This is a genomic window from Bradyrhizobium sp. Leaf396 (assembly GCF_001424605.1).
GTDB classification, from domain to species: Bacteria; Pseudomonadota; Alphaproteobacteria; order Rhizobiales; family Xanthobacteraceae; genus Bradyrhizobium; species Bradyrhizobium japonicum_C.
The window spans coordinates 197860-218665 of record NZ_LMQJ01000010.1; the positions used below are offsets into that span (position 1 = coordinate 197860).

Below are 20806 nucleotides of genomic sequence, written 5' to 3' on the forward strand. Positions count from 1 at the left end.
TCCGGCAGTCATGCGATCACTCGACCGCCTTCTCGGCCTTCTCGCCGAGCTTGACGATGTCGCCCTCGGTGAAGAGGATTCCCTTGAGCTCCTCGCGCCACTCCTTCTTGCGTCGCAACAGGAATTCGAGGTTCATGCCGAAATGCTTGAACTCCTCCTTCTGCGCGTTGGCCATGATGGCTTTCGCCGTCTTGTCCTTTTCGACGGACATCCGCTGTTCGTACCGATTGATGGCCTCGGCTTCTTCGATCAGCGAAGCTATCATCCGCGCGAAGGTGCGGACCTCTTGCGAAAGCTCCTGCGGCGGTTCGTGGTATTGATCGAAACCCATCCCATCGCTCCCTTCGTGCCAGTCGTGGCTGCTGAATGTCGCGCTCGACGGGTCTTTCGGCCGGTTGCGGCGCGATAGTCCCGGGTCCATGTCTTGAAATAGGCGACGGCGATCATGATGCCGATGCCCGCGACGCTGACGACGATCTGGAAGGCGAGCGACTCGGAGACGAGGTCGATGGCGAAGTAAGCGACGAACGCCAGGAATACGCCCGCGCAAAAGACTTCGAGCGATCGCTCTCCGCACAGCCGTAGCGGCCGAAGCCAAGGAGCCGACAGGAACGGCGCCTCCTTCGGAATCAACCGTGAGACGAGGATCGCGAGCGCGAGAAAATGGACGATGCGGTACGGCGCCAGATTCGTTTTGTCGTTCGGAATAAACGCCGAGCGGACGGATTCGGGGATCAGGTTATGATTGCCGGTCCGCGCCGCGAGCGTGACGATGGCGGCGAACAGGAGAAGGAAGCCGGCGGCACCGAGTGTTGTCTTCGAGTTGATGAGCGCCCTTACCGCACCCGCGCCCCCGACGGCGGCCCACGCACCGATGACGAACAGAAACTGCCACGCGAACGGATTGAAATACCAGTGGCCGGCGGGATACGCCGGTAGATTCCATCCCCAGGTCTGTGCGGCGACGTAGACGCCTGCCGAGATCGCCAGCGCGACGTTGGGCCACCTCATAAGAACCCAAAGCAGCGGTGGAAACGCGATCATCAACGCAATGTAGAGCGGCAGGACGTCGAGGTTCAGCGGCTTGTACTCGAGCAGGAGTCCGTGCTTCAGGAACTCGACCGGATCCCGAATGAGAAGCCGGATGTTGAACTCGTCGAGCAGGTGGGCGTGGCCATACCGCTGCGCCACGTATCCGATCGTGACGACGTAGAAGACGAAAAGCAGGAGGTAGGCGACGTAGAGCTGCCAGGCTCTGCCGAGAATGCCGAAGGCGGCAGTATATCCGGACACGAACACGAACAGCTCGGCAGCATCGCTGAAACCGTAGTTTCGGGCCGTGATCCAGGCGACCGCATTGTTCGGAACGTGGTCAACGAAGATCGCCCAGTTGGCCAGTCCACGAAACAGGTCGAGGCGGAGGTCACGGTCGCTGGTTTGGACCCTGTTGGCCGTCATGTGGACGCCCCCTCGCCCGCTCTACCGCGGCCCGGTATCGAAAGCAGCCGCAGCGCGTTCATGGTGACCAAAACGGTCGCGCCGGTGTCGGCGAGGATGGCGGGCCAAAGTCCGGTGATCCCGGCGATGGTGGTGACCAGAAAAACCGCCTTCAGTCCCAGTGCGATCGAGATGTTCTGCCGGATGACGCCCATCGTCCGTCTGGACAGTTCGATCATGGCCGGCACATCGGCGACGCGCCCGTGAAGAACCGCGGCATCCGCGGTCTCGAGCGCCACATCGGTGCCGCCGCCCATCGCGACGCCAATGTCGGCGGCGGCCAGAGCCGGCGCATCGTTGATGCCGTCGCCAACCTTGAGAACGACCTCCCCCTGGTTCTTGTAGGCCTCGACGGTGCGCTGCTTGTCCTCCGGCATCATCTGGGCACGATGATCGATGCCGAGATCGCGCGCGAGCGCGGCGGCGGTGCGTGGATTGTCGCCCGTAAGCATCACAGACCGGACCCCGCCGTTGGCCAGGCGCCGCAGCGCCGCGACGGCATCGCTCCTCAACTCGTCCCGCATGGCGATGCAACCGGCGATCTCGCCATTGACGACGAGCACCGATACCGTCTTCCCCCCTTCGTTGAGCGCCTCGACGAGCTTTCTCTGGTCTTCGGCAAGCGGGGCAATCCGTTCGGCCGCAGCGGGCGAGCCAAGAAAGACCGTACGCCCCCCGAGAACTGCCCTGACGCCCTCTCCCGCCAGATTTACGAAGTCCTCGACATGCTGCGGCCGAGCGCTCTTGTCGGAGGCCGCCTGCAGGATTGCAAGCGCGAGAGGATGGCTGGAGCCGCGCTCGAGCGATGCGGCAACGGACAAGATCTCGACCTCCCCGTGACCGAATCCGACGACGTCCGTGACCTTTGGCTTCCCCGCGGTGAGCGTCCCCGTCTTGTCGAAGCAAGCGACGGTAACGTCGCGCAAGCGCTCGAGAACGGCTCCTCCCTTCAGGAGCAGGCCGCGGCGCGCTCCGGACGCGAGGCTCGCGGCGATCGCCGCCGGCGTCGAGATCACCAGCGCGCACGGGCAGCCGATCAGAAGGATGGCCAATCCCTTGTAGATCCACTCGCGCCAGCTTGCGCCTGTCCAGACGAGTGGCGGCAGGATAGCCACGATGGTGGCGACTACCACCACGCTCGGCGTGTAGTAGCGCGAGAAGCGATCGATGAAGCGTTCCGTGGGCGCCTTGGACTCCTGCGCTTCCTCAACCAGCTTGACGACGCGGGCGATGGTGTTGTCTTGGGCGGAGGCGCTGACCTTGATCCGGAGCAGAGCTTCTCCGTTCACGGTTCCGGCGAACACAGCCGCCCCGGCCTTCTTGCGGACAGGCGTGCTCTCGCCGGTGACGGGCGCCTCGTCGATCGCGCTGTCTCCGGAGACGATGACGCCGTCGGCGGGGATGCGATCGCCAGGACGGACCTGGATCAGAGCGTCGACGGACAGCGTCTCGGCTTCCACCTCGCTGACTTGGCCATCGGATTGCTCTAGCCGGGCGATCTTCGGGACGAGCTTGGTCAAATCCCGGATACTCGCCCGAGCCCGCCCCGCAGCGAACCCTTCGAGAAGTTCGCCGATCAGGAACAAGAAGACGACAGTCGCTGCCTCTTCCGTCGCGCCGATGAAGACCGCGCCAACGGCCGCGATAGTCATCAGCATCTCGATCGAGAACGGCGTTTCGGCAAAAGCCGCTGAAAATGCCCGCTTCGCGATGGGCACCAGCCCGATCAGCATCGCGAGCAGGAACGCCCAGTTCTCGATGCTCGGAACCGCCTTTCCCAAGGCGAAGGCGACTGCCAATGCGGTTCCACATGCAATCGTCGCATCGCCCTTGCTCGACCGCCACCATGGTTCCTGGCCGCCGGCGACATGATGGTGACCGTGACCATTGTGATCATCACCATCATCATGCTGATACGTCGGCCGCTCATTACCCTGGGGCCGGTCGTCCTCGACGACGTAGCCCAAGGCTGCGATTTGCCGGCTGATCGCCTCGCGCGGAACAACCCCCTCATGATCGATCGACACGCTGCCGCCGGTCACCGAGACTTCGACGCTCCTCACCCCGGGCATCCGCGAAACGGCGTTCTCGATCTTAATGGCGCAGGCCGCGCAGTCCATTCCGCCGACCCGAAGTCTCATCTTCTGGGCAGCTTCGGTCATGCGTGGCTTCCCACCGCAGCGCCGTCGACATTGTCCGGCTTAGGGGCCGGCGCAGAGTCCTTCCGGAACAGCACGTAAAGCGCCGGTAGCACCAGCAGCGTCAGGATCGTCGAGGAGATGATGCCGCCGATGACGACGGTGGCCAGCGGTCGCTGCACCTCCGCGCCGGCGCCCGTCGCGATCGCCATGGGAACGAAGCCGAGCGAGGCCACCAGCGCGGTCATCAGCACTGGGCGCAACCGCGTCACGGCGCCCTCATGGACGGCCTCGAGCACGGACTTTCCTTCATGGCGGAGCCGTTCGATGAACGCGATGATGACCAGACCGTTGAGCACCGCCACGCCGGATAGCGCGATGAAGCCGACGCCCGCGCTGATCGACAGCGGGATGCCCCGTAGCAGCAGCGCCAGCACGCCGCCCGTCAACGCCAGCGGCACGCCACTGAACACCAGCAGCGCGTCGGCAAGCGATCCGAAGCTCATGAACAACAGCAGCAGCACCAGCAGCAGCGCCACCGGAACGACGATGGTGAGCCGCTTGGTCGCCGAGACCAGTTGCTCGAATTGCCCACCCCAGCCGATCCAGTAGCCCGCCGGGAGCTTGACTTTCTGCGCGACCGCATCCTGCGCTTCGGACACGAACGACCCAAGGTCTCGCTCGCGTACGTTGGCTGTCACCACGATGCGCCGCTTGCCGTTCTCGCGGCTGATCTGGTTCGGGCCTGGCGCGGAATCGACCGTCGCTACCGACGACAGCGGCACGTAGCGAGGCTGTACTCCGAGCGCTCCCGACAAGGCCGTCTTGGCGATCGGAGCTGATCCTGGCTCTTCGGCGGGCAACGGAATCGGGATCGCACGGATCGCTTCGATATTGCCGCGCAGACGCTCCGGAAGCCTCACGACAATGTCGAATCGCCGATCGCCCTCGAAAAGCTTGCCGACGCTCTTTCCGCCTACGGCGATCTCCACAATGTTCTGCACATCGCCGACACTGAGGCCGTAGCGGGAGAGAGCCCGCCGGTCGAGCTTGACGGTGAGGATCGGCAGGCCGGCGACCTGTTCGGTCTTCACGTCGGTAGCCCCCCGGATACCCTGAATCACGGCCTGCACCTGGCTGGCGGCTCCTTGCAGCACGTCGAGATCGTCGCCGAAGATTTTGATGCCAACGTCGCTGCGAACGCCTGAAATCAGTTCGTTCACGCGCAACTGGATCGGCTGGGAGACCTCATAGTTGCTGCCGGGGATGTCGTTGGCCGCCTTCTCGATCTCCTCGATCAGCTCCGCCTTCGGTTTCTCCGGATCCGGCCACTCGCTGCGCGGCTTGAGCATGACGTAACCGTCCGACATCGACGGCGCCATGGGATCGGTCGCGACCTCGGCCGTGCCCGTTCGCGTGAAGAACTCCTTCACTTCGGGCAGTTCTTGAATCCTCTTCTCCAGCGCCATCTGCAGGTCGAGCGATTGCGTCAGGCTCGTCCCCGGAATGCGGATCGCTGCGAGGGCGACGTCGCCCTCGTCGAGGCTCGGAATGAACTCGCCGCCCATGCGGGTCGCCGCGAACACGCTCGCCCCGACCATCAGGACCGCCCCGACCGCAACAACGCGTCGAAAGGCGATGGCGCGGTCCAGTAGAGGAAGATAGACGCGCTTGGCGGCGCGCATAAAGAAGTTCTCCTTCTCCGAGATCTTGCCGGTGACAATGATAGCCACCGCTGCCGGCACGAAGGTGACCGAGAACAGAGCTGCGGCAGCAAGCGCCATCAGGACGGTCAGCGCCATCGGCGTGAACATCTTGCCTTCGACCCCTGTCAAGGTCAGCACCGGCAGGTACACGACAGCGATGATCAGCGTGCCGAAAAGGCTCGGCTTGATGACCTCTGCCGATCCGTTGCGGATCGTCTCCAGTCGCTCGTTCAGGTTCAGCAGCCGGCCTTTCTCATGCTGCGCTTCCGCGAGGAGACGAAGGCAATTCTCGACAATGATGACCGCGCCGTCGACGATGATGCCGAAGTCGATTGCGCCGAGGCTCATCAAGTTGGCGCTGACCTTCGTCTCGACCATGCCGGTGACGGTCATCGCCATCGAAAGCGGGATGACGCAGGCCGTCACCAAAGCAGCGCGGAAGTTGCCGAGAATTAGGAACAGCACGATGATGACGAGAATCGCGCCCTCGACGAGGTTCTTCTCGACCGTTTTGACAGTCGCCTCGACGAGGTGAGTTCGGTCGTAGACGGCGCGGGCGACGACGCCTTCCGGAAGCGACTTGGCGATTTCGTTCAACTTGGCGGAAACCCGCTGGGCCACTGCGCGGCTGTTCTCGCCAATCAGCAGCATGGCTGTCCCGAGGACCGTCTCCTTCCCGTTGAGAGTCGCTGCGCCGGTACGGAGATCCTTGCCTTCGGCGACCTGGGCCACATCCTTGACCCGGACCGGTACGCCGCCGCGCGAGCCGATGACGATGTCCTCGATCTCAGCGATGTTGGCTACCTGCCCCGGAGTCCTGACCAGGTACTGTTCGCCGTTCTTCTCGATGTAGCCGGCGCCGACGTTCGCGTTGTTGGCGGCGAGCGCCGTCATCACGTCGCGGAATCCCAGCTTGTAGGCCATGAGCTTGCCGGGATCCGGCAGCACGTGGAACTGCCGCTCGAACCCGCCGATCGTGTTGACCTCGATAACGCCGGGCACGTTGCGGAGTTGCGGTTTGATGATCCAGTCCTGGATCGTTCGCAGATCGCTCGGCGTGAACTCCTTGCCGCCCTGTGCCTTGGCGCCCTGCTTGGCCTCGACGGTATAGAGAAATATCTCGCCGAGCCCCGTCGCAACGGGGCCCATGGCGACTTCGACGCCGGCGGGAAGCTGATCCTTAACCTGCTGGATGCGCTCGTTGACGAGCTGACGGGCGAAGTAGATGTCGGTCCCGTCCCGGAAGACGACCGTCACCTGGCTCAGACCGTAGCGTGACAACGACCGGGTGTATTCCAGCTTCGGGAGGCCGCCCATCGCTGTCTCGACCGGGAACGTGATGCGCTGTTCGGTCTCGAGCGGCGAATAACCCGGCGCCTGCGTGTTGATCTGCACCTGAACGTTGGTGATGTCGGGTACCGCATCGATCGGCAGCCGCACGAAGTTCCAGCCGCCGAAAGCCAGAAGTCCGAGCACGAACAGGAGAACCAGCCAGCGCTGGCGGATCGAGAACTCAATGAGGCGCTCAATCATGCTCGGCCTCTCCCTTGCCCATCTCCGCCTTCACAACGAACGAGTTTTCGGCAACATACTTCTCGCCCGGTGAGATCCCGGCGCGGACCTCCACGAATTTTTGATCGGAATCCCCGAGCTCAACAGGACGCGCCTCGAGCTTGTCGTCGCCCTCGCGCACGAACACGACGGTCTTGTTTTCGAAGGTCTGGATCGCGCCAGTGCGCACGGCGACCCCGACTTTCCGCTCGGCCAACACCAAACGAGCCGTCACGAACAGTCCGGGCCGCAACCTTCCGTCTGGATTCGGCAGGATCACCCGCGCGATCGCCGTCTGCGTCTCACTCGCGCCGACTGGCGCCAAGTAAGAGATCTTGCCCTTGATGTCGCCCGCCCCATCATCCGGATCGATCAGGACCTCGTCCCCGATCCGGACGCGCCTGAGATCCTGACGGTAGATCGACAGATCGACCCAGATCGTCGACAGGTCGGCCACGACGAACGACGGCTTCTGCTCGGAGACGTATTCGCCGAGCGAGATCTGACGGTCAATCACCGTTCCAGCGATCGGCGCCTTGAGATCGTAGACGGTCAGGCTCTGGTTGCTTTCGATGGATGCCAGCAGGTCGTCTTTGCCGATCACATCGCCGATCCGTTTCTTGATGGCGCGGGCGATGCCCGGAAAGCGAGGCGTGACCTGCACGACGGTCTCTTGGTTGGCACGCAATACGCCATTGAACGATAGGGTTTCGGTCAGGGTCGCCGGGCCCGCTTCGGCGAAAGTGGCGCCGGCGGCGGCCAGCTTGACATCGCTGATCACTATGCGGTCGGCACCGTGCTCGTCCTTCTCGGCGTGCTCGTTGCCGGCCTTCTCTTCCTTGGCGTCCTGCTTCGCGACCTGCTGCGTCGCGGCGGAGCCGTCCTTCGGCGTCAGCCAGCGATAACCGAAGGCGCCGGCAGCGGCCGCGACCATTGCGAGGACAAATGCGCTCGAAGTCTTCATCGTGCGCTCTCCCGCGCCAGAGCGAAGGGATTACCGACGAGTCCTTCGATCGTGGCAACGGCGACATGGTAGTTCTGCAGCGCCTCCTGCTCGCGCAGACGAGCCTGGGTGACGTTGGCCTGTGCGTCCAACACTTCGAGCAGCGAGAAGCGCCCGGCACCGTAACCCTGCTCGATCTCGTTGGCGGCGGCCTGGGCCTTCGGGATGCCGGAGTCGCGAAGGATCGCAAGTTCCCGCAGCGAGCCCTGAACGTTGTCGTAGGCCCGTCCGGCGACGACGATCAGAGTGTTGCGGTTCGCTTCTCGTTCCGCCCGCGTCTTGGCAAGGTTCTGCTGCGCCGACAGAATATTGCCCTGGTTCTGATCGAAGATTGGGATCGGGACCGACACGCTGAACCGAACAGCGTCATCGTTGGTCTCGTTGAAGTGACGCCATCCGGCCGAGAGGCGGACGTCCGGATAGGGCCTGAGCCGTGCCAGCAGCAGCTCGGCATTGCGTTGCGCATAGATCGCATTCCACCGAACCAGTTGCGGGTTGGCGTCGATGGCGGCGATCACCGTCCGGAAAGATGGCGCGCGCGTGGTCGCATCGAGCCGTCCGGAGACGGCGCCGAACTTCGGGGAAGTGTCGCCCATGAGCACCGCCAGTTCGCGGCGCGCGCTGGCGAGGTTTGCCTTGGTGCGCTCGCGATCGGCCTTCACCAGGGCGGCCGCAACCTCGGCGCGGCCGGTCTCGGCAGGGGACGACGCGCCGGCATCGACCCGGCGCTGAAGCAACGGCGTCAGCCGCTCAAGAGCGGCGACCTGCTCGTCGAGAATCTGGATCCGTCGCTGCAACCCGAGCACGTTCAGAAACGCTATGGCCGTTTCCGAGAGAATCTGCAGACGCACTGCCTGCCGCTCGATCGTCGCCCCGTTGACGCCGGCTTGGCCGGCCGCGATGCGGGCCTCGCGCTTGCCGAACAGCTCGAAAAGCTGGCTGATCTGCAGCGTCGTCTCGGCCGACTTCGTCCCGCGATAGATGCCCGAACCGAAGGAGTTGTCCTGCTCGTAGGACAGTTCCGGATTGAGGAGCGCCCCCGCCTGAATGCGCTGGCCGGTCGCGATCCCGATGTCGCGCTCGGCGGCGGTCAGGCGGGGGCTGCTCGCGAGCGCGCGCTGCAGCGCCGCCCCGAGATTGAGGGTCTGCGAATGCGACGCCGCCGTCAGCCCAGGACAGACCAGCAACGCCGTCGCGCACGCGAAACGCGTGATGCACTTTGAAAACATGATGAAAACCTGACGAAAGACGGAATCAGAGCGCGATGCGCCCGGCGATCATTTTTCAGGTTAGGGACTTCGGCGGTGGTGGATCGAGACGGCGGACAGTATCCGTTAACGGGTCCGTCGACCGGATGAGGTCCGCCAGCTTGGGTTCCATCACGGACATGACCTGCTGCGGGGGCGCTGCGACAGAAACCGCGAAACAGCCATGGCAGTGATGGTCGACGATGGCACCGCTCTCAGGGCCGCTATCGACTTTGGTGTCGACCATCCAAAACACCGGGGAACCGGTCGGATTGCTCACGTCAAGGTCGAGACAGCGATGCAGGACACCCGACAGCAGATAGGTCAGGATCAGAAATACGGACACAACCCCGCGCAATGCAGGGATACGCCTCATTCCAAATCTGATCCGATCGATCACCAGTGACCACGCTCTACGTTCGCGAGTTGGTAGGTAGCATGGGCAAGCGGCTCACGTCGACCCGCAATGTTGTAACAATCCCAAGCATTCAGTTGCGAAGCATTCGCGGCAAGGTGGGTAATCGCATTGAAGCGCGGTCATCCCCACCCCCTCGACACACTTCCGGAGAATCGGAGTCGCTGACACAGGTCCGGGGCAACCGCCCCTTCTGCACGACCGCGCTCGGGACATTGGTCATGGCTTCCGAAACAACATGATCGCAACCCGCCCGATTTTAACTGACTGCGACGACTGCGATCTCGCGCCCGCAAAGCCGGCTTTTTTCAAACATTGGGTCCAAGTCCCGTCAACATGTGACTGAACGGCACTCCTGCTGGACACTTGCGCTGCAAGGTTGAGAACGATCCGTTCCTCGCGGTTGGCCGGCCGATCATAGTCCGCAACGTAAAGCACGCCCCCGCGCCGCAAGATCCGCAGAGCCTCCTTGGCAAGCGCGACCTTTTCTTCGGGTGGCCGCAAGTGAAAGGACATGATGCAAATCGCGCAGTCGAAACAGCTTGCGTGGAACGGGAGATTGATCATGGAGACGGCATCGACGAAGGTGATGTTGCGGATCCCACCGCTGGCGACGGCCCGTTTCGCGTTCCGGACCGCTCTCGCGCTCGGCTCGGCAACGACAATGTCGAGCTCGGTGAACCGTTCCGCGAGGGACGTCGCGGACGATGCGCTTCCAGGCCCGAAGGCCAACAGGCGTTCTCCGCTCTTCGGCGAAACCAGTTCGAACAACGGCTCTTGCCATGTCGTGTCGCGCAGCATGGCAGCGGCGAAGCGGTAGTAGAGAGGCTTAAGCAACGCCACGACCAATTTCGATAGAAATTTCATGCGGTGTCGCGGCCGCGAGGCCAATGGCGGAGCGCGTCCGAAGCCGTCAGGAGCTCCGCGCGCTTGAGGACGCTCTTCAGCTCCCCGAGTTCTGTGAGAAGCCGGTGCGCCTTGCCGCTTGCGTTATTGGCAACATACGCATTCACAGCGTTCATGGAGCCAGACAGCTCTTCTATCTGCCATTGAGCCTTGCTCGAGAGCGCGAGGAGGACGACTCGGCGGTCGATTGCGCTCGGCTTGCGGTAGATCAGTCCCTTGGACTCAAGCAACTGCGACTGGGCGGTGACGAATGAGGCGTCTACGGCGAGCTTCTCCGACACCACGTGGACCCGCACACCCTCGTCGCCCGCAAGATGCGATATGGCCATGAGAATGTTCCATTGAGACACCGTGACGCCCACGCGGGTCGCCCAGAACTTCTGCACTTCGCTTAGACAACCGTGTATTTGCTTCACTTCCCAAGATAATCGCTGCAAGAGGTTGTCCGTCGTCGAGGACTGCGGGCCTTCAGCTTGCTTGGTTTCCATAGCGCGATCCTTCAATTTCAATCGATGTGCCGCGACGGCCCCGGCAAAACGGACTGGCCTCCAGAGCGGCTCCTGAAAAGTCCGTTGTCGATCAAGATCGACTGCGCGCTCGCTCCCCCAGCAACTCGGCTGAGATCGCGAAAGCTTTGCGATCGACGCCGTCGACAGTCTAAAGACACGGATGCCATCATCGCGCTGCGTGACGAGCGCGCGAGGGAATTCGACGGAAAGCCGAGACAGGGCGCGCGATGCGTCCCGCGTGGTTCGTCTTCAGGTCAGAGATTTCGGCGGGGGCGGATCAAGACCGCTAACATTGCCGTACAAGGGAGCCGCCGATTTTGGCAACTCCGCGATCTTCAAATCCAAGGCGAGTTCAGCCTGCTGCGCTGGTGCGGGGACCGACACCGAGAAGCAACCGTGACAGTGGTGATCGGCCACCAAGCCCCATTCGGGCGATTGAGAGTCTTTCCCGTCCATCAATACGATCGCCGAGGATGATCCGTAGCGATTGACGACGTCCACATCAACGAGTCCGTGCAGAATTACGGACAGGAGGTACGCCACGGTCAGGAGAACGGACATGATCCGCGAAACGCAGAGACGCGCTGGGTTCCCGTTATGACCTGACAACCGGACAATGATCACGCTCTTGGTGAAGATGACGCGGCTACCTAACATGAGGGTCACCTTCCGTCGACCCGCATTTTGTCGGAAGCGGCAGAGAGCTTATGGGCCTACAGATCCTCACCGGCCAGTTTTCTGAGTTCGTTCTTGTCGTCTTCGCGCAAGATCGTGTTGGCGACCTGATCGTAGGCTCTTGTGGCAGCGACGAGACTGCTCATCTCATGGACTGCATTTACATTGGGTCCCTCCAAGGCCCCCAGTAGCCGGGCGATCTTGTCCAACTGCTGCTGCAGCGTGATTAGCCGCGAAGTCCGATGACGGTCTTGTCGGGCACTGGAGAGATTACCTTTCAAACTGCCGAATGAAGCCGCTCGCCGCCCGTTTCAGCGACACGTTGCGCTTGCCCTACTTGGAGAGTTGCAGCGAAAGTATCCACCGGGCGCGCCGTGTCGCCGCGCGCCCGGTCTCGGCAAGGAACGCGCGGCTCTGAGCCGTCGAAATCGCCGCCGGATGGCGGCCGTTAGTCCTTGTACTTCGCCAGCCCCGACTTGCCCGAGTCCGTCTTGATCATGAGCGTGATCGCGGTGGATGCTTGATCGGTTTCGTCGCTTCACCTTGAGAACGTTTTTCGCGATGGAACCATAGAAATTCGTCTGCGACCTGTCAACCTGCCGTTAAACTGCGTGTTGTTGTCAAGCTGACATTCCTTCTCTCCAGTGGCACAGACGGTAGCGATTACTCCGTCGGAGCTGGTCGGGGTTGCGGAGACGGCGATCGCAGCTGGCGAGACGATCGCTTAGCAGGATTGGATCAATCCAGACCACCGATGTCCGCTGTTGGAACGTTTGAAGAAAACTGCCGTTTGCAGCCTCGGAGCAGAGGGTGCTGCGGTGCGCTGCAAGCTCCAAGAGTGCCGATTGTAGTATCGGCATGAGTAGAACCATGAACATGAGCACACGCGGCTATGATGCGGCTATGATGATGTGTACCGGGCCGAGGAGAAGGCGCTGCATGTCTGACGGACCTGAGCCGGTCAGCGGCCGGAGCCGATCATGTCACCGATGACAATCCCGGCTATGGAGCCCTGATGTCGGCTTGGGCCTACACGCTCATCCCTGCCGTCGCGTCGGTGTTGGGGGCGGCCGTCACCGCCGTGCGCCAACCCGGCCCGTCGCTTGCCAGCGCCATCCAGCACCTCGCGGCGGGCGTTCTGTTTGCTGCGGTAGCGGGCGAGATCCTGCCCGACCTCAAGCACCAGCAATCTCCCATCGCGGTGATTGTGGGTGGAGCCCTCGGTGTTGCCCTGATGCTCCTGGTCAAGCGTCTGGGAGAGACAGCGAAAGGCTCGACCGGGCTCATCGTGACCGTCGGGATCGACATCCTGGTCGATGGGCTCGTCCTCGGTATCGGCTTCGCCGCCGGAGCAAAGCAAGGTCTGCTGCTCACGGGCGCACTCACGCTCGAGGTACTGTTCCTCGGGCTCGCGCTTGCGTCCGAGCTCAAGCAGACAAGCGGCTCGGCGGCGCGCGTAATCGGTATTGTGGCCGGTCTCGCGGTCTTGCTGCCGGTGGGCGCCCTCCTGGGCACGCCGGTCGGCGCGCTGCCCGGTCCCTACCTCGCCGGCTTCTTTGCCTTCGCGCTCGTCGCGCTGCTCTATCTCGTCACGGAAGAGCTGCTCGTAGAGGCGCATGCCGTACCCGAGAAACCCTGGACCACCGCGATGTTCTTCGTCGGCTTCCTGGGCATGCTGGTCATCGAGGAGATCGTCGCCTGAAGGAGTCCGCGCTCGTGCCGGCCATGTCTTCTGACCAGCGCAAATAAACGGCGGCCCTTCGGGCGCCGTGGAAGTTGGCCCTTACGGACATGGCTTGGACGTGACAGTGAGAGTAAGCCGTATCGCACGAGAGTAGCTTGCAGTTCTGTTTAAAGAGACCTTTTATTTACGTTTACAATCCTTGGTTTTTGGGAGGTGGCGTTTCACGTGATCGACCTCGCGGCTGCCTAAGCACTCGCGGTGCCGATCGGCTGGGACCGAGCGGGAGTAGCGCGCGGGCGGCATCCGGACCTTCCCCCTCGTCGCCGTCGCCTCCTGCGGTTCCGTGCTCGTCGCCATCTGCATGCTCGTGCGGGCTCGACACGACAGGCTCGCATCCTGGAAGGCTTGATCACGGGTGTGAGCTTCATCGGCGACGGTGCGATACCCAAATATGCCGGTCGCCCCTCCGGCACGTCAACCGCGGCCAGCCTCTGGGCCACAGGCGCGAGTCGGGCGGCGATGGGCTACGGCCTGTACTGCCATCTTGAGCCTCGTTACCTAACTGACGCTGCGCTATTTTGCGGGTGAAGCGGGCCGCGCGCCGCGGCGCGGGCGACGCCGATGCTAGGATCCGAAGCCGATCCAGAGGAACCGGGCACCAATACGGCTCTGCATTCATCGGCCGACGTGCCAAACCGGGGAAGGACAGCAGATTCGGTATCTCGCGCAGGTTCGCTTGAGGCCGTCCCAGACGATGAAGCGCCTTATCCCGGCAAGAGGAAGGCCTACCTTGTGCCTGCTTGCGGCAGAACAAAGATCAGGGGTGCGATGACGAGCCTGCGGCACCTTTGGACTAGCGACCCAGCGCGCCTGCTGCGTGCTGCCTTGGCAAGCCTCATGGTTTTCGCGTTCGCCTTCTCGGTCATCAGCTCCGAAACTGCGACGGCACTGAGTTCCATCCAGAGTGATGGTCTGCTGCTCGTCGCATCCGGCCCCGGATCATGCAAACTCGGGCGACCTAGCGGATGCAGGAATCCTGCTTCATGTCCAGTGCGGATGTCACCGTTTGATGCAGGCCGAGCCGGTCGCGTTAGAACCGGCCCAGATGGCTCACATGATCGTCTATCCCGTCCCGACCGAGCCGCTCGCGATCGGCGTCCTGCTCACCAGCGCTCCGTGGACGATGCGCTGATCCTGCATGCCAACATCCGCGGACCGCGCTACTAAAGCTAGGGGATCATCCCTTGCTCACCCATCCGACCCTCGATCGCCTCAACGTCCTCGGCCTCCACGGCATGGCCAAGGCCTTCGCCGACATCGAAGCTGCCGGTGAGGCGCGCGGCCGATCGGCCTCAAATCCCATATGACTCCAACGCTCACCGCCTCGGGAAGGCACGAGCGCATTGCGCCGCCTGAAATGTTCCTGAATGCTAGGCCGTTGCCTCACTCCCCAGTGGAATGGGACAGCGGGGGCGATAACGAGGCAACTGAGCATGGCGACTCGAAGAGAACTGACGGTCGCTGTGGGGCAGCGCTACAGAGAGGCGAGCCGCGCGGAGAAGGTGCGAATGCTCGACGGCTTTGTGGTTGTGACGGACTTTCATCGAAAGCACGTGATGCGCCTGCTCCGAAGGCATCCTCGGTTCGGCACAGCCGTCGCCGGATTTAAGAGGAAGCTGAACGAAATGCGCTGGTAGTTCTTTGGGAGGCCTCGGACCGGTTTGTGGCAAGAGACTGAAAGCGCTGCTGCCGCTCCGGATCGAGTCGATGGAACGGAACGGCCACATGGGCCTGGCGCCTGAAATCCGCGCGAAGCTGCTGGCGATGAGCGCGTCGACGGTCGACCGGGCGCTGGTCAAGATCCGACAGGAGGGCGGGCGCCAGCGCCGTCGGCCGGTGGCGAGCGCATTGCGACGGAGCAACCCGGTACGGACGTCCGCCGACTGGAAGGATCCGGCGCCGGACTTTGTTGAAGCCGATCTAGTCGCCCACAGCGGACCCTCGGCGCGCGGCAGTTTTATCCAGACGCTGGTGCTCACGGATATTGCGACCGGTTGGACGGAGTGTGCGCCGTTGCTGGTGCGCGAGCAACGCTCCTGAGCACCGTGTTGACAGAGCTTCGCCGTCAGCTGCCGATTTCGCTCCAGGGCATCGATACCAACAATGATTCTGTTTTCATAAACGAGACGCTGAAAGCGTATTGCGAGCAGGCGAACATTGTCTTCACGCGTTGCCGACCTTACCGCAACAATGACCAGGCATTTGTCGAACAGAAGAACGGAGCCGCGGTCCGACGGATGATTGGTTATCGGCGGTTTTAGGGGCTCGAGGCGGCTGCGTTGCTCGCAGAACTCTATCGTTCAGTGCGCCTGTTCTTAAACTTCTTCCGGCCGCCGTTCAAGCTGATCGGAAAGCAACGCGATGGCGCACGCGGCCAGAAATCTTATAGTGCGCCGACGACGCCGCATCAGCGGCTGACCGCCGACCCACGTACCTCCGATGCGGTTCGGGCCCGACTGCAGGAAATCTGCATCAGCTTGGACCCGGTCGCGTTGCTGCGTGACATTCGGGCGGCGACAAATTGCGGACCGTCATGTCCTCGATCATGCGTCGGCGGAGAGGGCTCACCTGGGTCATCGGAAAACCTCCTGTCTGAAGGGTTGGGCTCTGAAAACCCTCGATCCTCTCAGACAGGAGGCGGCCGTTACCACCTCTCCTCAAATGCCGCGCCAGCGGCTTCGTTCAATCCTCAAAACGAAATTGCAGGGTTCCGATGCCCGAAGCATCAAAACCCTGCAATCTCAAAACAGGTCACAACGAATAATCCGACCCCAGATCAATCGCTTAGCCGCTCTTCACGGACGACTTTTTAGTCCTCGATCTGCAACCTCACACGACAACGACCAATACACCGCTCAAGCTGCTGCAGCAGTTCTATCGTGTGCAATGTCGCTGCCTCGCCCATTTCCTTCTTGATGGACGCAGTCACCGCGTCCCTGCTGCTTTGTATTCCAGCAAGGTCCTTGAGAGCCTTCGGCGTAGCGGAAAGATAGACTAGTCGCTTATCAGTGCTCGAGCTTTTCCTTCGGATTAGGCCGAGTTCTTCCAATGGTCTCGATTGGTTGACGATGAACGAGCCATTTACTCGCAAAGCCTCAGCAACGGATTTGACCTGGAGACCCCCGCATTGGTGAGCCTCTGCGATGACAACCAACATATTCCATTGCGGAACAGTCAGCCCCATCTTGCTTGCCCATGCGGTTTGAACCTTCGAGATAAGAACATCAACAGATCGGACCGCTCTAACGATCTGTTCAACCAGTTCGGGGGGCCGTGCCCGGGCCTCATTGGGGGCCATAAGGTCCACCATCACTCAATAAAGCAAGAAAACCCCCGGCATTCCCGCCGAGGGCTCTTGGAGGTCACGTCGTTTGACTAAGCTTACCAGTTGCGCTGAGCGCGGAGGAGCAACTGATAGGTATCCTGGTCCTTCAACTCATACGCCGCTACCGGCTTACCGACAGCAGCATTCGCACCAGCGCCGGTGACGCCCGAGTACTTCTGATCCAAGCGGGTGTAGGTGAAATCAGCCGAGAACGTGAGGTTTTTGACCGGGGTCCATCGGGTGATTACCCCGAGCTGGGCGATGTTGTAATCCGGGTCGCAGTTGGTGAGACCAGCAGCACCCAGTGCCGCCCTCACCGTTCCACCGACACCACCGACACCGCACATCAGCGTCTTTGATGCGCCATTGTAGCGAACTGCAGCGTATGCACCGTAGATACCGGTGTTCCAGTACGGATCCCAGTTATGGGTGAAACCGCCGCGCATACCCCAAGTCTCAACGAGCTGAAGGTCACCGCCCGGGGCGTACACTGCATCAGGAGCGAACGCGATGCCGAGGCTCTGGTAGGCGCCAGCCACGCCAGTGCCGCTGTAGGTTGTCCACGCACCCGCACCACCGGCAAGGTCTTGGATGTTGTAGCGGGTCGCGCCGTTCGTGTAGACGCCCTGAACGTTGATCGTGTCACCCGCGCCTGTCGGGATGTTCTTGATCGACAAAGCAAGTTGCCCAGCCCAACCCCACTTGTCGCTGGCGCGACCCGAGAATTCGCCGGCACCAGTATTGTAACCAGCATGGTTCTCATGTGCGGCCACCGATGCCTGGAACAAACCCCAAGCTTGGTCAACGCGAAGCATGGCAACCAGATCAGGAGAGCGCGATCCACCGATGTTGCTGGTGCCGTAACCGAAGCCGCCCGGAGCACCGAGGTTGTTGATGCCTGCCTGATAGTAGGCGACCTGATCCTGCGCCGAGAACGACGCCGTGATGCCCTGACCGAAGTCAGCGGTGTAGGTGAACTGGTTGACGCCAGTGACCGTGCCGCCGCCACCGACGAGACCGTCGAAGTTGTTGCCGGGATAGTTGGTCCAGGGAGCGGAGAACTGGGAGACCGCCTTACCCATCGTGAAGCCAGCGAACTGGATGAAGGCGTAGTACACGCCGAGCGCACCACCAGCCACCTGTCCGCTGCCAGTTCCGGCGGGGTTGTTGCTGTCATAAGCGGTGGTTCCGCTACCGCTGTAGCCACCGCTGGTCCAACTGAACGTCGCATCGAAGAACGTGCGGACCACGCCGTATTCCGTCGCGGTACGGGTGTCAATGTTGAGGTCTTCACGAGCCCGCATGGTGTAATAGTTGCTGAGGGCGTTGTGCGCGCCCGCGACGCCGGAATAGTTGCCGGTGTAGACGCTGTTGGTGTTCAGCGCGACTTCAGCGCGCAGATAACCACCCAGCTTGATGCAGGTGTCGGTGCCGGGGATGTAGTAGAAACCCGCGCCGTAGAGCGAACAAATCTTCACGTATTCGACCGCCTTGGCCTTCACGGGAAGATCGGCTGCCTGCGCTCCGCCCACGGCGATCAGACCCGCCGCAGAGCCGAGCAAAAGGCTCTTTACCAACTTCATGTTAAACCTCCAAGTTTGAAGCCCCGTACAATTCCCTGTACAAAGCCGTTTGAACTGCCCGCGAAAAGACGTTGGAAATCAACGCATCCTCGTAGCTTAGGTCTCATTAAGCGAATAACCTAAACGGGACGACCTTGGGATGCCCCCCTCCGTCGCCCAGTCACCATGATCGAAGCTCCATGCACACACAACAACAGATCGCCTCAAAGCGGCCCCGAAAAGCTTGTTTTCCGATGGGTGTTGCACAAAAATCACGCATGCATTCACAATGCATTTCGAGGAAGTCATTGAAGTAATTGTGAGTTCCTTTCACGGTGCTGTGATGGTTGCATCAGCACAGGGGAACCCTAGCCTCGCGTTACTCGGGGCCAAACGGCAGGAAGCAAGAACCCCTAGGCGAAAGAAGCGAAGGCGAGGCGCCTCTCTCTGCAGTAATTATCGAGTGACCTTGAAGTGTCCTTAAAGAAGATTTCAGCAGCCCCGAGCTGGCTTAGCCTTACTGACGACCGATCGGCGTTTGTGTTCCTTCCGGAAAGGGCAGAAATTGTGCAAAGAATCTTCTATCTCGCGATCGGAGGAATGGGCAGCTACGCCATCGCGAATTATCTCGACGAACAGAAGGTGCCAACCTTCACCCAGTCGCCTAATTGGGATCACACCACCATTGATTACATGCTCAGGAATCGAGCGACCTATGGTGAGTACCAACCGAAATCCTTTGCCGGGGGTAATAAGAAGGGTATTCCGAGCGGCCCTCCCATTTCTAACTATTACCCGGCGGTCGTAGACAAGGCGACTTTTGACGCTGCGCAAATTGCTCGTCAGCAAAACCTCGCCCTTCGCGGCCGCAAAGGAAATGATCTCGCGAACATTTTCGGTGGCTTATGCTGGTGTGCTTATTGCGGCAGCAAAGTTATTTTCCATCGGATCTCGAACGTGCAGGTTCTGGTGTGCGAGCAGGTCTTGAGCGAGGGCGCATGCAGCCGATCGGCCTGGTCATACAGCGACTTCGAGACCACCGTTCTCGCCTTTCTCGCTCACCCAGCCTTGCTCGACTGCGTGGGCCGAGAGGAGAGGGCTGCGCTATGCGACCTTGTGCAGGAAATCGAGGCTCTCTCTTTAGATCAAGATCAACGTTACTCTAGGAGAGTAAACATCACCGTCCTACTCAAACAGATCGTCACCGGATTAAACGTTCACAGCGCCGGAAAGCTCACGCCGCCTAGACATTCATCGGCCCAAATCCGCAAAGACATCAACGGCAGGTTTGTTGAGATCCAATTGCGGGATGGACCAGTCTACCGCTGCATTTCAATTGGCTAACATCGCAGTGGCGGATGGACGGCGCACCCAACAGGTCGCCCAATGCTCTGTACCCAGAATAGTTGAACCGCACCGGGTTTGCCGGAGGCCATTTGGTTTAAGTTATGCCGCCATGGCCGATGGTCTGAGCCCCGCAAATTCCTCCAAGAATGGGTAGAGTCATTGAGGCAAGGAGCTGGTCTGTTCAAGCTCGACTTGCCGCTGGTTCTCGAAGATGCGTCGAACGACCTCTCGTCGGCGATGCGCAGACTTCTCGGAGACTTGTTTGCCGACTTGCGCCGGCTGGAGCAGCGCATCGATGAGGTGACGAGAGAGATCGCCGCGATTGCAGACCGAGAAGATGTTGCCCGTCGGCTCATGACAATCCCCGAAATCGGGGCGCTGGGCGCAACCGCAGTTCTTGCGGCCGTCGGTAACGGGCGCCAGTTCCAGAAGGCTCGCGATCTGGCTGCATGGCTGGGACTTGTTCCGCGGGAACACTCCACCGGAGGTAAGCAGAAGCTCCTCGGTATCAGCAAGCGCGGGAACCGCTACGTCCGCAAGCTCCTCGTTCATGGAGCGCGATCCTACTTCCGACATCTTGATCGAACCCGGGATCGCCTTGAAACCTTGAAAGCTGGCTCGACGGTATCCCTCCGCCAAGGGCCGTCTTGTTTGAGGGACGCGTGGGCTGCAGGTCCTAGGGGTAATCCTAGGAGAAGCGCTATGACGATTTCGAGAGCAGAGGTGATCACATCGGTCGAGCGGCGGCGGCGGTGGTCGCAGGATGAGAAGGAACGGCTTGTTGCAGCATCGCTCGAGCCCGGAGCCAGCGTTTCCGAGGTGGCTCGCATGGCCGGCCTTCATGTGAGCCAGCTGTTCAGGTGGCGCAAAGAGCTTTGCAAGCACGGTGAAACGAGTATAGCGCCGTTCGTGCCGGTCGAGATTGGACCGTCTGTGCCGCCGCGGGAGGTGGCCGAAGCGCCATTGACGACGACGGCGGTGCGTCGACGGAAGAGCCAGGGCATCATCGAGATTGATCTTGGTAGCGGGCACCGCATCCGGGTCGATGGCGACGTTGATGGAGACGCGCTACGTCGGGTTCTCGATGTGAACTTCCTCCGAATGAGTGGACACCTGTAGTAGGCTCGTTGAGCCTGGAGGTGTTGAATGGAACGTGCACGTCGGTCGTTTACTGAAGAGTA

Annotated in this window: 17 protein-coding genes and 3 pseudogenes; 8 read left to right on the forward strand and 12 right to left on the reverse strand. The window is 61.5% G+C overall.

Going from position 1 to position 20806, the window contains the following annotated elements; genetic code table 11:
* Window positions 1-16: 16 nt before the first annotated feature.
* The 6 genes from ASG57_RS39820 to ihpA are packed head-to-tail and all read right to left on the reverse strand — an operon-like array spanning window position 17 to window position 9124.
* Window positions 17-331, reverse strand: a complete 315-nt coding sequence (locus ASG57_RS39820; protein WP_057196389.1) for a ferritin family protein — start codon at window positions 329-331, stop codon at window positions 17-19.
* On the reverse strand, window positions 262-1458 hold the full coding sequence (locus tag ASG57_RS12385) for an OpgC domain-containing protein (RefSeq protein WP_063817318.1): 1197 nt from the start codon (window positions 1456-1458) through the stop codon (window positions 262-264). The genes ASG57_RS39820 and ASG57_RS12385 overlap by 70 nt, the downstream gene beginning before the upstream one ends.
* Window positions 1455-3659, reverse strand: coding sequence for a heavy metal translocating P-type ATPase (locus tag ASG57_RS12390; RefSeq protein WP_057196390.1), 2205 nt, complete (start codon window positions 3657-3659; stop codon window positions 1455-1457). The genes ASG57_RS12385 and ASG57_RS12390 overlap by 4 nt, the downstream gene beginning before the upstream one ends.
* Window positions 3656-6874: an efflux RND transporter permease subunit gene (locus ASG57_RS12395; protein WP_057196391.1), complete on the reverse strand. Its 3219-nt coding sequence runs from the start codon at window positions 6872-6874 to the stop codon at window positions 3656-3658. Before ASG57_RS12395 ends, ASG57_RS12390 begins: the two co-directional genes overlap by 4 nt.
* Window positions 6867-7856, reverse strand: a complete 990-nt coding sequence (gene ihpB, locus ASG57_RS12400) for a divalent metal ion exporter adaptor subunit IhpB (RefSeq protein ID WP_057196392.1) — start codon at window positions 7854-7856, stop codon at window positions 6867-6869. The genes ASG57_RS12395 and ihpB overlap by 8 nt, the downstream gene beginning before the upstream one ends.
* Complete coding sequence (gene ihpA, locus ASG57_RS12405) at window positions 7853-9124, reverse strand: divalent metal ion exporter subunit IhpA (RefSeq protein WP_057196393.1); 1272 nt, start codon at window positions 9122-9124, stop codon at window positions 7853-7855. Before ihpA ends, ihpB begins: the two co-directional genes overlap by 4 nt.
* A gap of 202 nt (window positions 9125-9326) precedes the next feature.
* Here ihpA and ASG57_RS37685 point away from each other — a divergent pair, with 202 nt between their 5' ends.
* Window positions 9327-9548, forward strand: coding sequence for a hypothetical protein (locus tag ASG57_RS37685; RefSeq protein ID WP_156402647.1), 222 nt, complete (start codon window positions 9327-9329; stop codon window positions 9546-9548).
* 228 nt (window positions 9549-9776) lie between these two features.
* Here ASG57_RS37685 and ASG57_RS12415 read toward each other — a convergent pair whose 3' ends face one another.
* From ASG57_RS12415 to ASG57_RS39825, 4 genes are all read right to left on the reverse strand, one after another.
* Window positions 9777-10424 carry a class I SAM-dependent methyltransferase gene (locus ASG57_RS12415; protein WP_057196395.1) on the reverse strand — a complete coding sequence of 216 codons (648 nt, stop codon included), beginning with the start codon at window positions 10422-10424 and terminating at the stop codon, window positions 9777-9779.
* Window positions 10421-10951, reverse strand: coding sequence for a MarR family winged helix-turn-helix transcriptional regulator (locus ASG57_RS12420; RefSeq protein ID WP_057196396.1), 531 nt, complete (start codon window positions 10949-10951; stop codon window positions 10421-10423). Before ASG57_RS12420 ends, ASG57_RS12415 begins: the two co-directional genes overlap by 4 nt.
* 270 nt (window positions 10952-11221) lie before the next feature.
* Window positions 11222-11629 carry a hypothetical protein gene (locus ASG57_RS12425; protein WP_057196397.1) on the reverse strand — a complete coding sequence of 136 codons (408 nt, stop codon included), beginning with the start codon at window positions 11627-11629 and terminating at the stop codon, window positions 11222-11224.
* 56 nt (window positions 11630-11685) lie between these two features.
* On the reverse strand, window positions 11686-11928 hold the full coding sequence (locus ASG57_RS39825; RefSeq protein ID WP_349510056.1) for a flagellar basal body rod C-terminal domain-containing protein: 243 nt from the start codon (window positions 11926-11928) through the stop codon (window positions 11686-11688).
* Window positions 11929-12662: 734 nt separating this feature from the next.
* Here ASG57_RS39825 and ASG57_RS12430 point away from each other — a divergent pair.
* From ASG57_RS12430 to ASG57_RS12435, 4 genes and pseudogenes are all read left to right on the forward strand, one after another.
* Window positions 12663-13349 (forward strand): ZIP family metal transporter, encoded by a 687-nt coding sequence (locus ASG57_RS12430; RefSeq protein ID WP_057196398.1) that lies wholly within the window; start codon window positions 12663-12665, stop codon window positions 13347-13349.
* Between the two features lie 1051 nt (window positions 13350-14400).
* Entirely contained in the window at window positions 14401-14523 is a 123-nt protein-coding gene (locus ASG57_RS39635; protein WP_283806180.1) for a hypothetical protein, read from the forward strand.
* 52 nt (window positions 14524-14575) lie between these two features.
* Window positions 14576-14698 carry a hypothetical protein gene (locus ASG57_RS37695; RefSeq protein WP_502686918.1) on the forward strand — a complete coding sequence of 41 codons (123 nt, stop codon included), beginning with the start codon at window positions 14576-14578 and terminating at the stop codon, window positions 14696-14698.
* Window positions 14699-14758: 60 nt separating this feature from the next.
* Window positions 14759-15901 (forward strand): annotated as a pseudogene (locus ASG57_RS12435) (ISNCY family transposase); the annotation flags it as partial.
* A gap of 299 nt (window positions 15902-16200) precedes the next feature.
* Here the strand turns inward: ASG57_RS12435 and ASG57_RS39965 are convergent.
* On the reverse strand, window positions 16201-16701 hold the full coding sequence (locus ASG57_RS39965) for a MarR family winged helix-turn-helix transcriptional regulator (RefSeq protein WP_057196399.1): 501 nt from the start codon (window positions 16699-16701) through the stop codon (window positions 16201-16203).
* A gap of 71 nt (window positions 16702-16772) precedes the next feature.
* On the reverse strand, window positions 16773-18299 hold the full coding sequence (locus ASG57_RS12445; RefSeq protein WP_057196400.1) for a porin: 1527 nt from the start codon (window positions 18297-18299) through the stop codon (window positions 16773-16775).
* Window positions 18300-18752: 453 nt separating this feature from the next.
* On the opposite strand from ASG57_RS12445, the gene ASG57_RS12450 reads away from it, so the two are divergent.
* From ASG57_RS12450 to tnpA, 3 genes and pseudogenes are all read left to right on the forward strand, one after another.
* A complete protein-coding gene (locus ASG57_RS12450) occupies window positions 18753-19622 on the forward strand; it encodes a recombinase family protein (protein ID WP_057196401.1) in 870 nt (289 codons plus the stop codon).
* A 156-nt stretch (window positions 19623-19778) separates the two neighbouring features.
* Window positions 19779-20225 (forward strand): annotated as a pseudogene (locus ASG57_RS39105) (transposase); the annotation flags it as partial.
* 150 nt (window positions 20226-20375) lie between these two features.
* Window positions 20376-20744: pseudogene (gene tnpA, locus ASG57_RS39110) on the forward strand (IS66-like element accessory protein TnpA); the annotation flags it as partial.
* Between the last annotated feature and the right edge of the window lie 62 nt (window positions 20745-20806).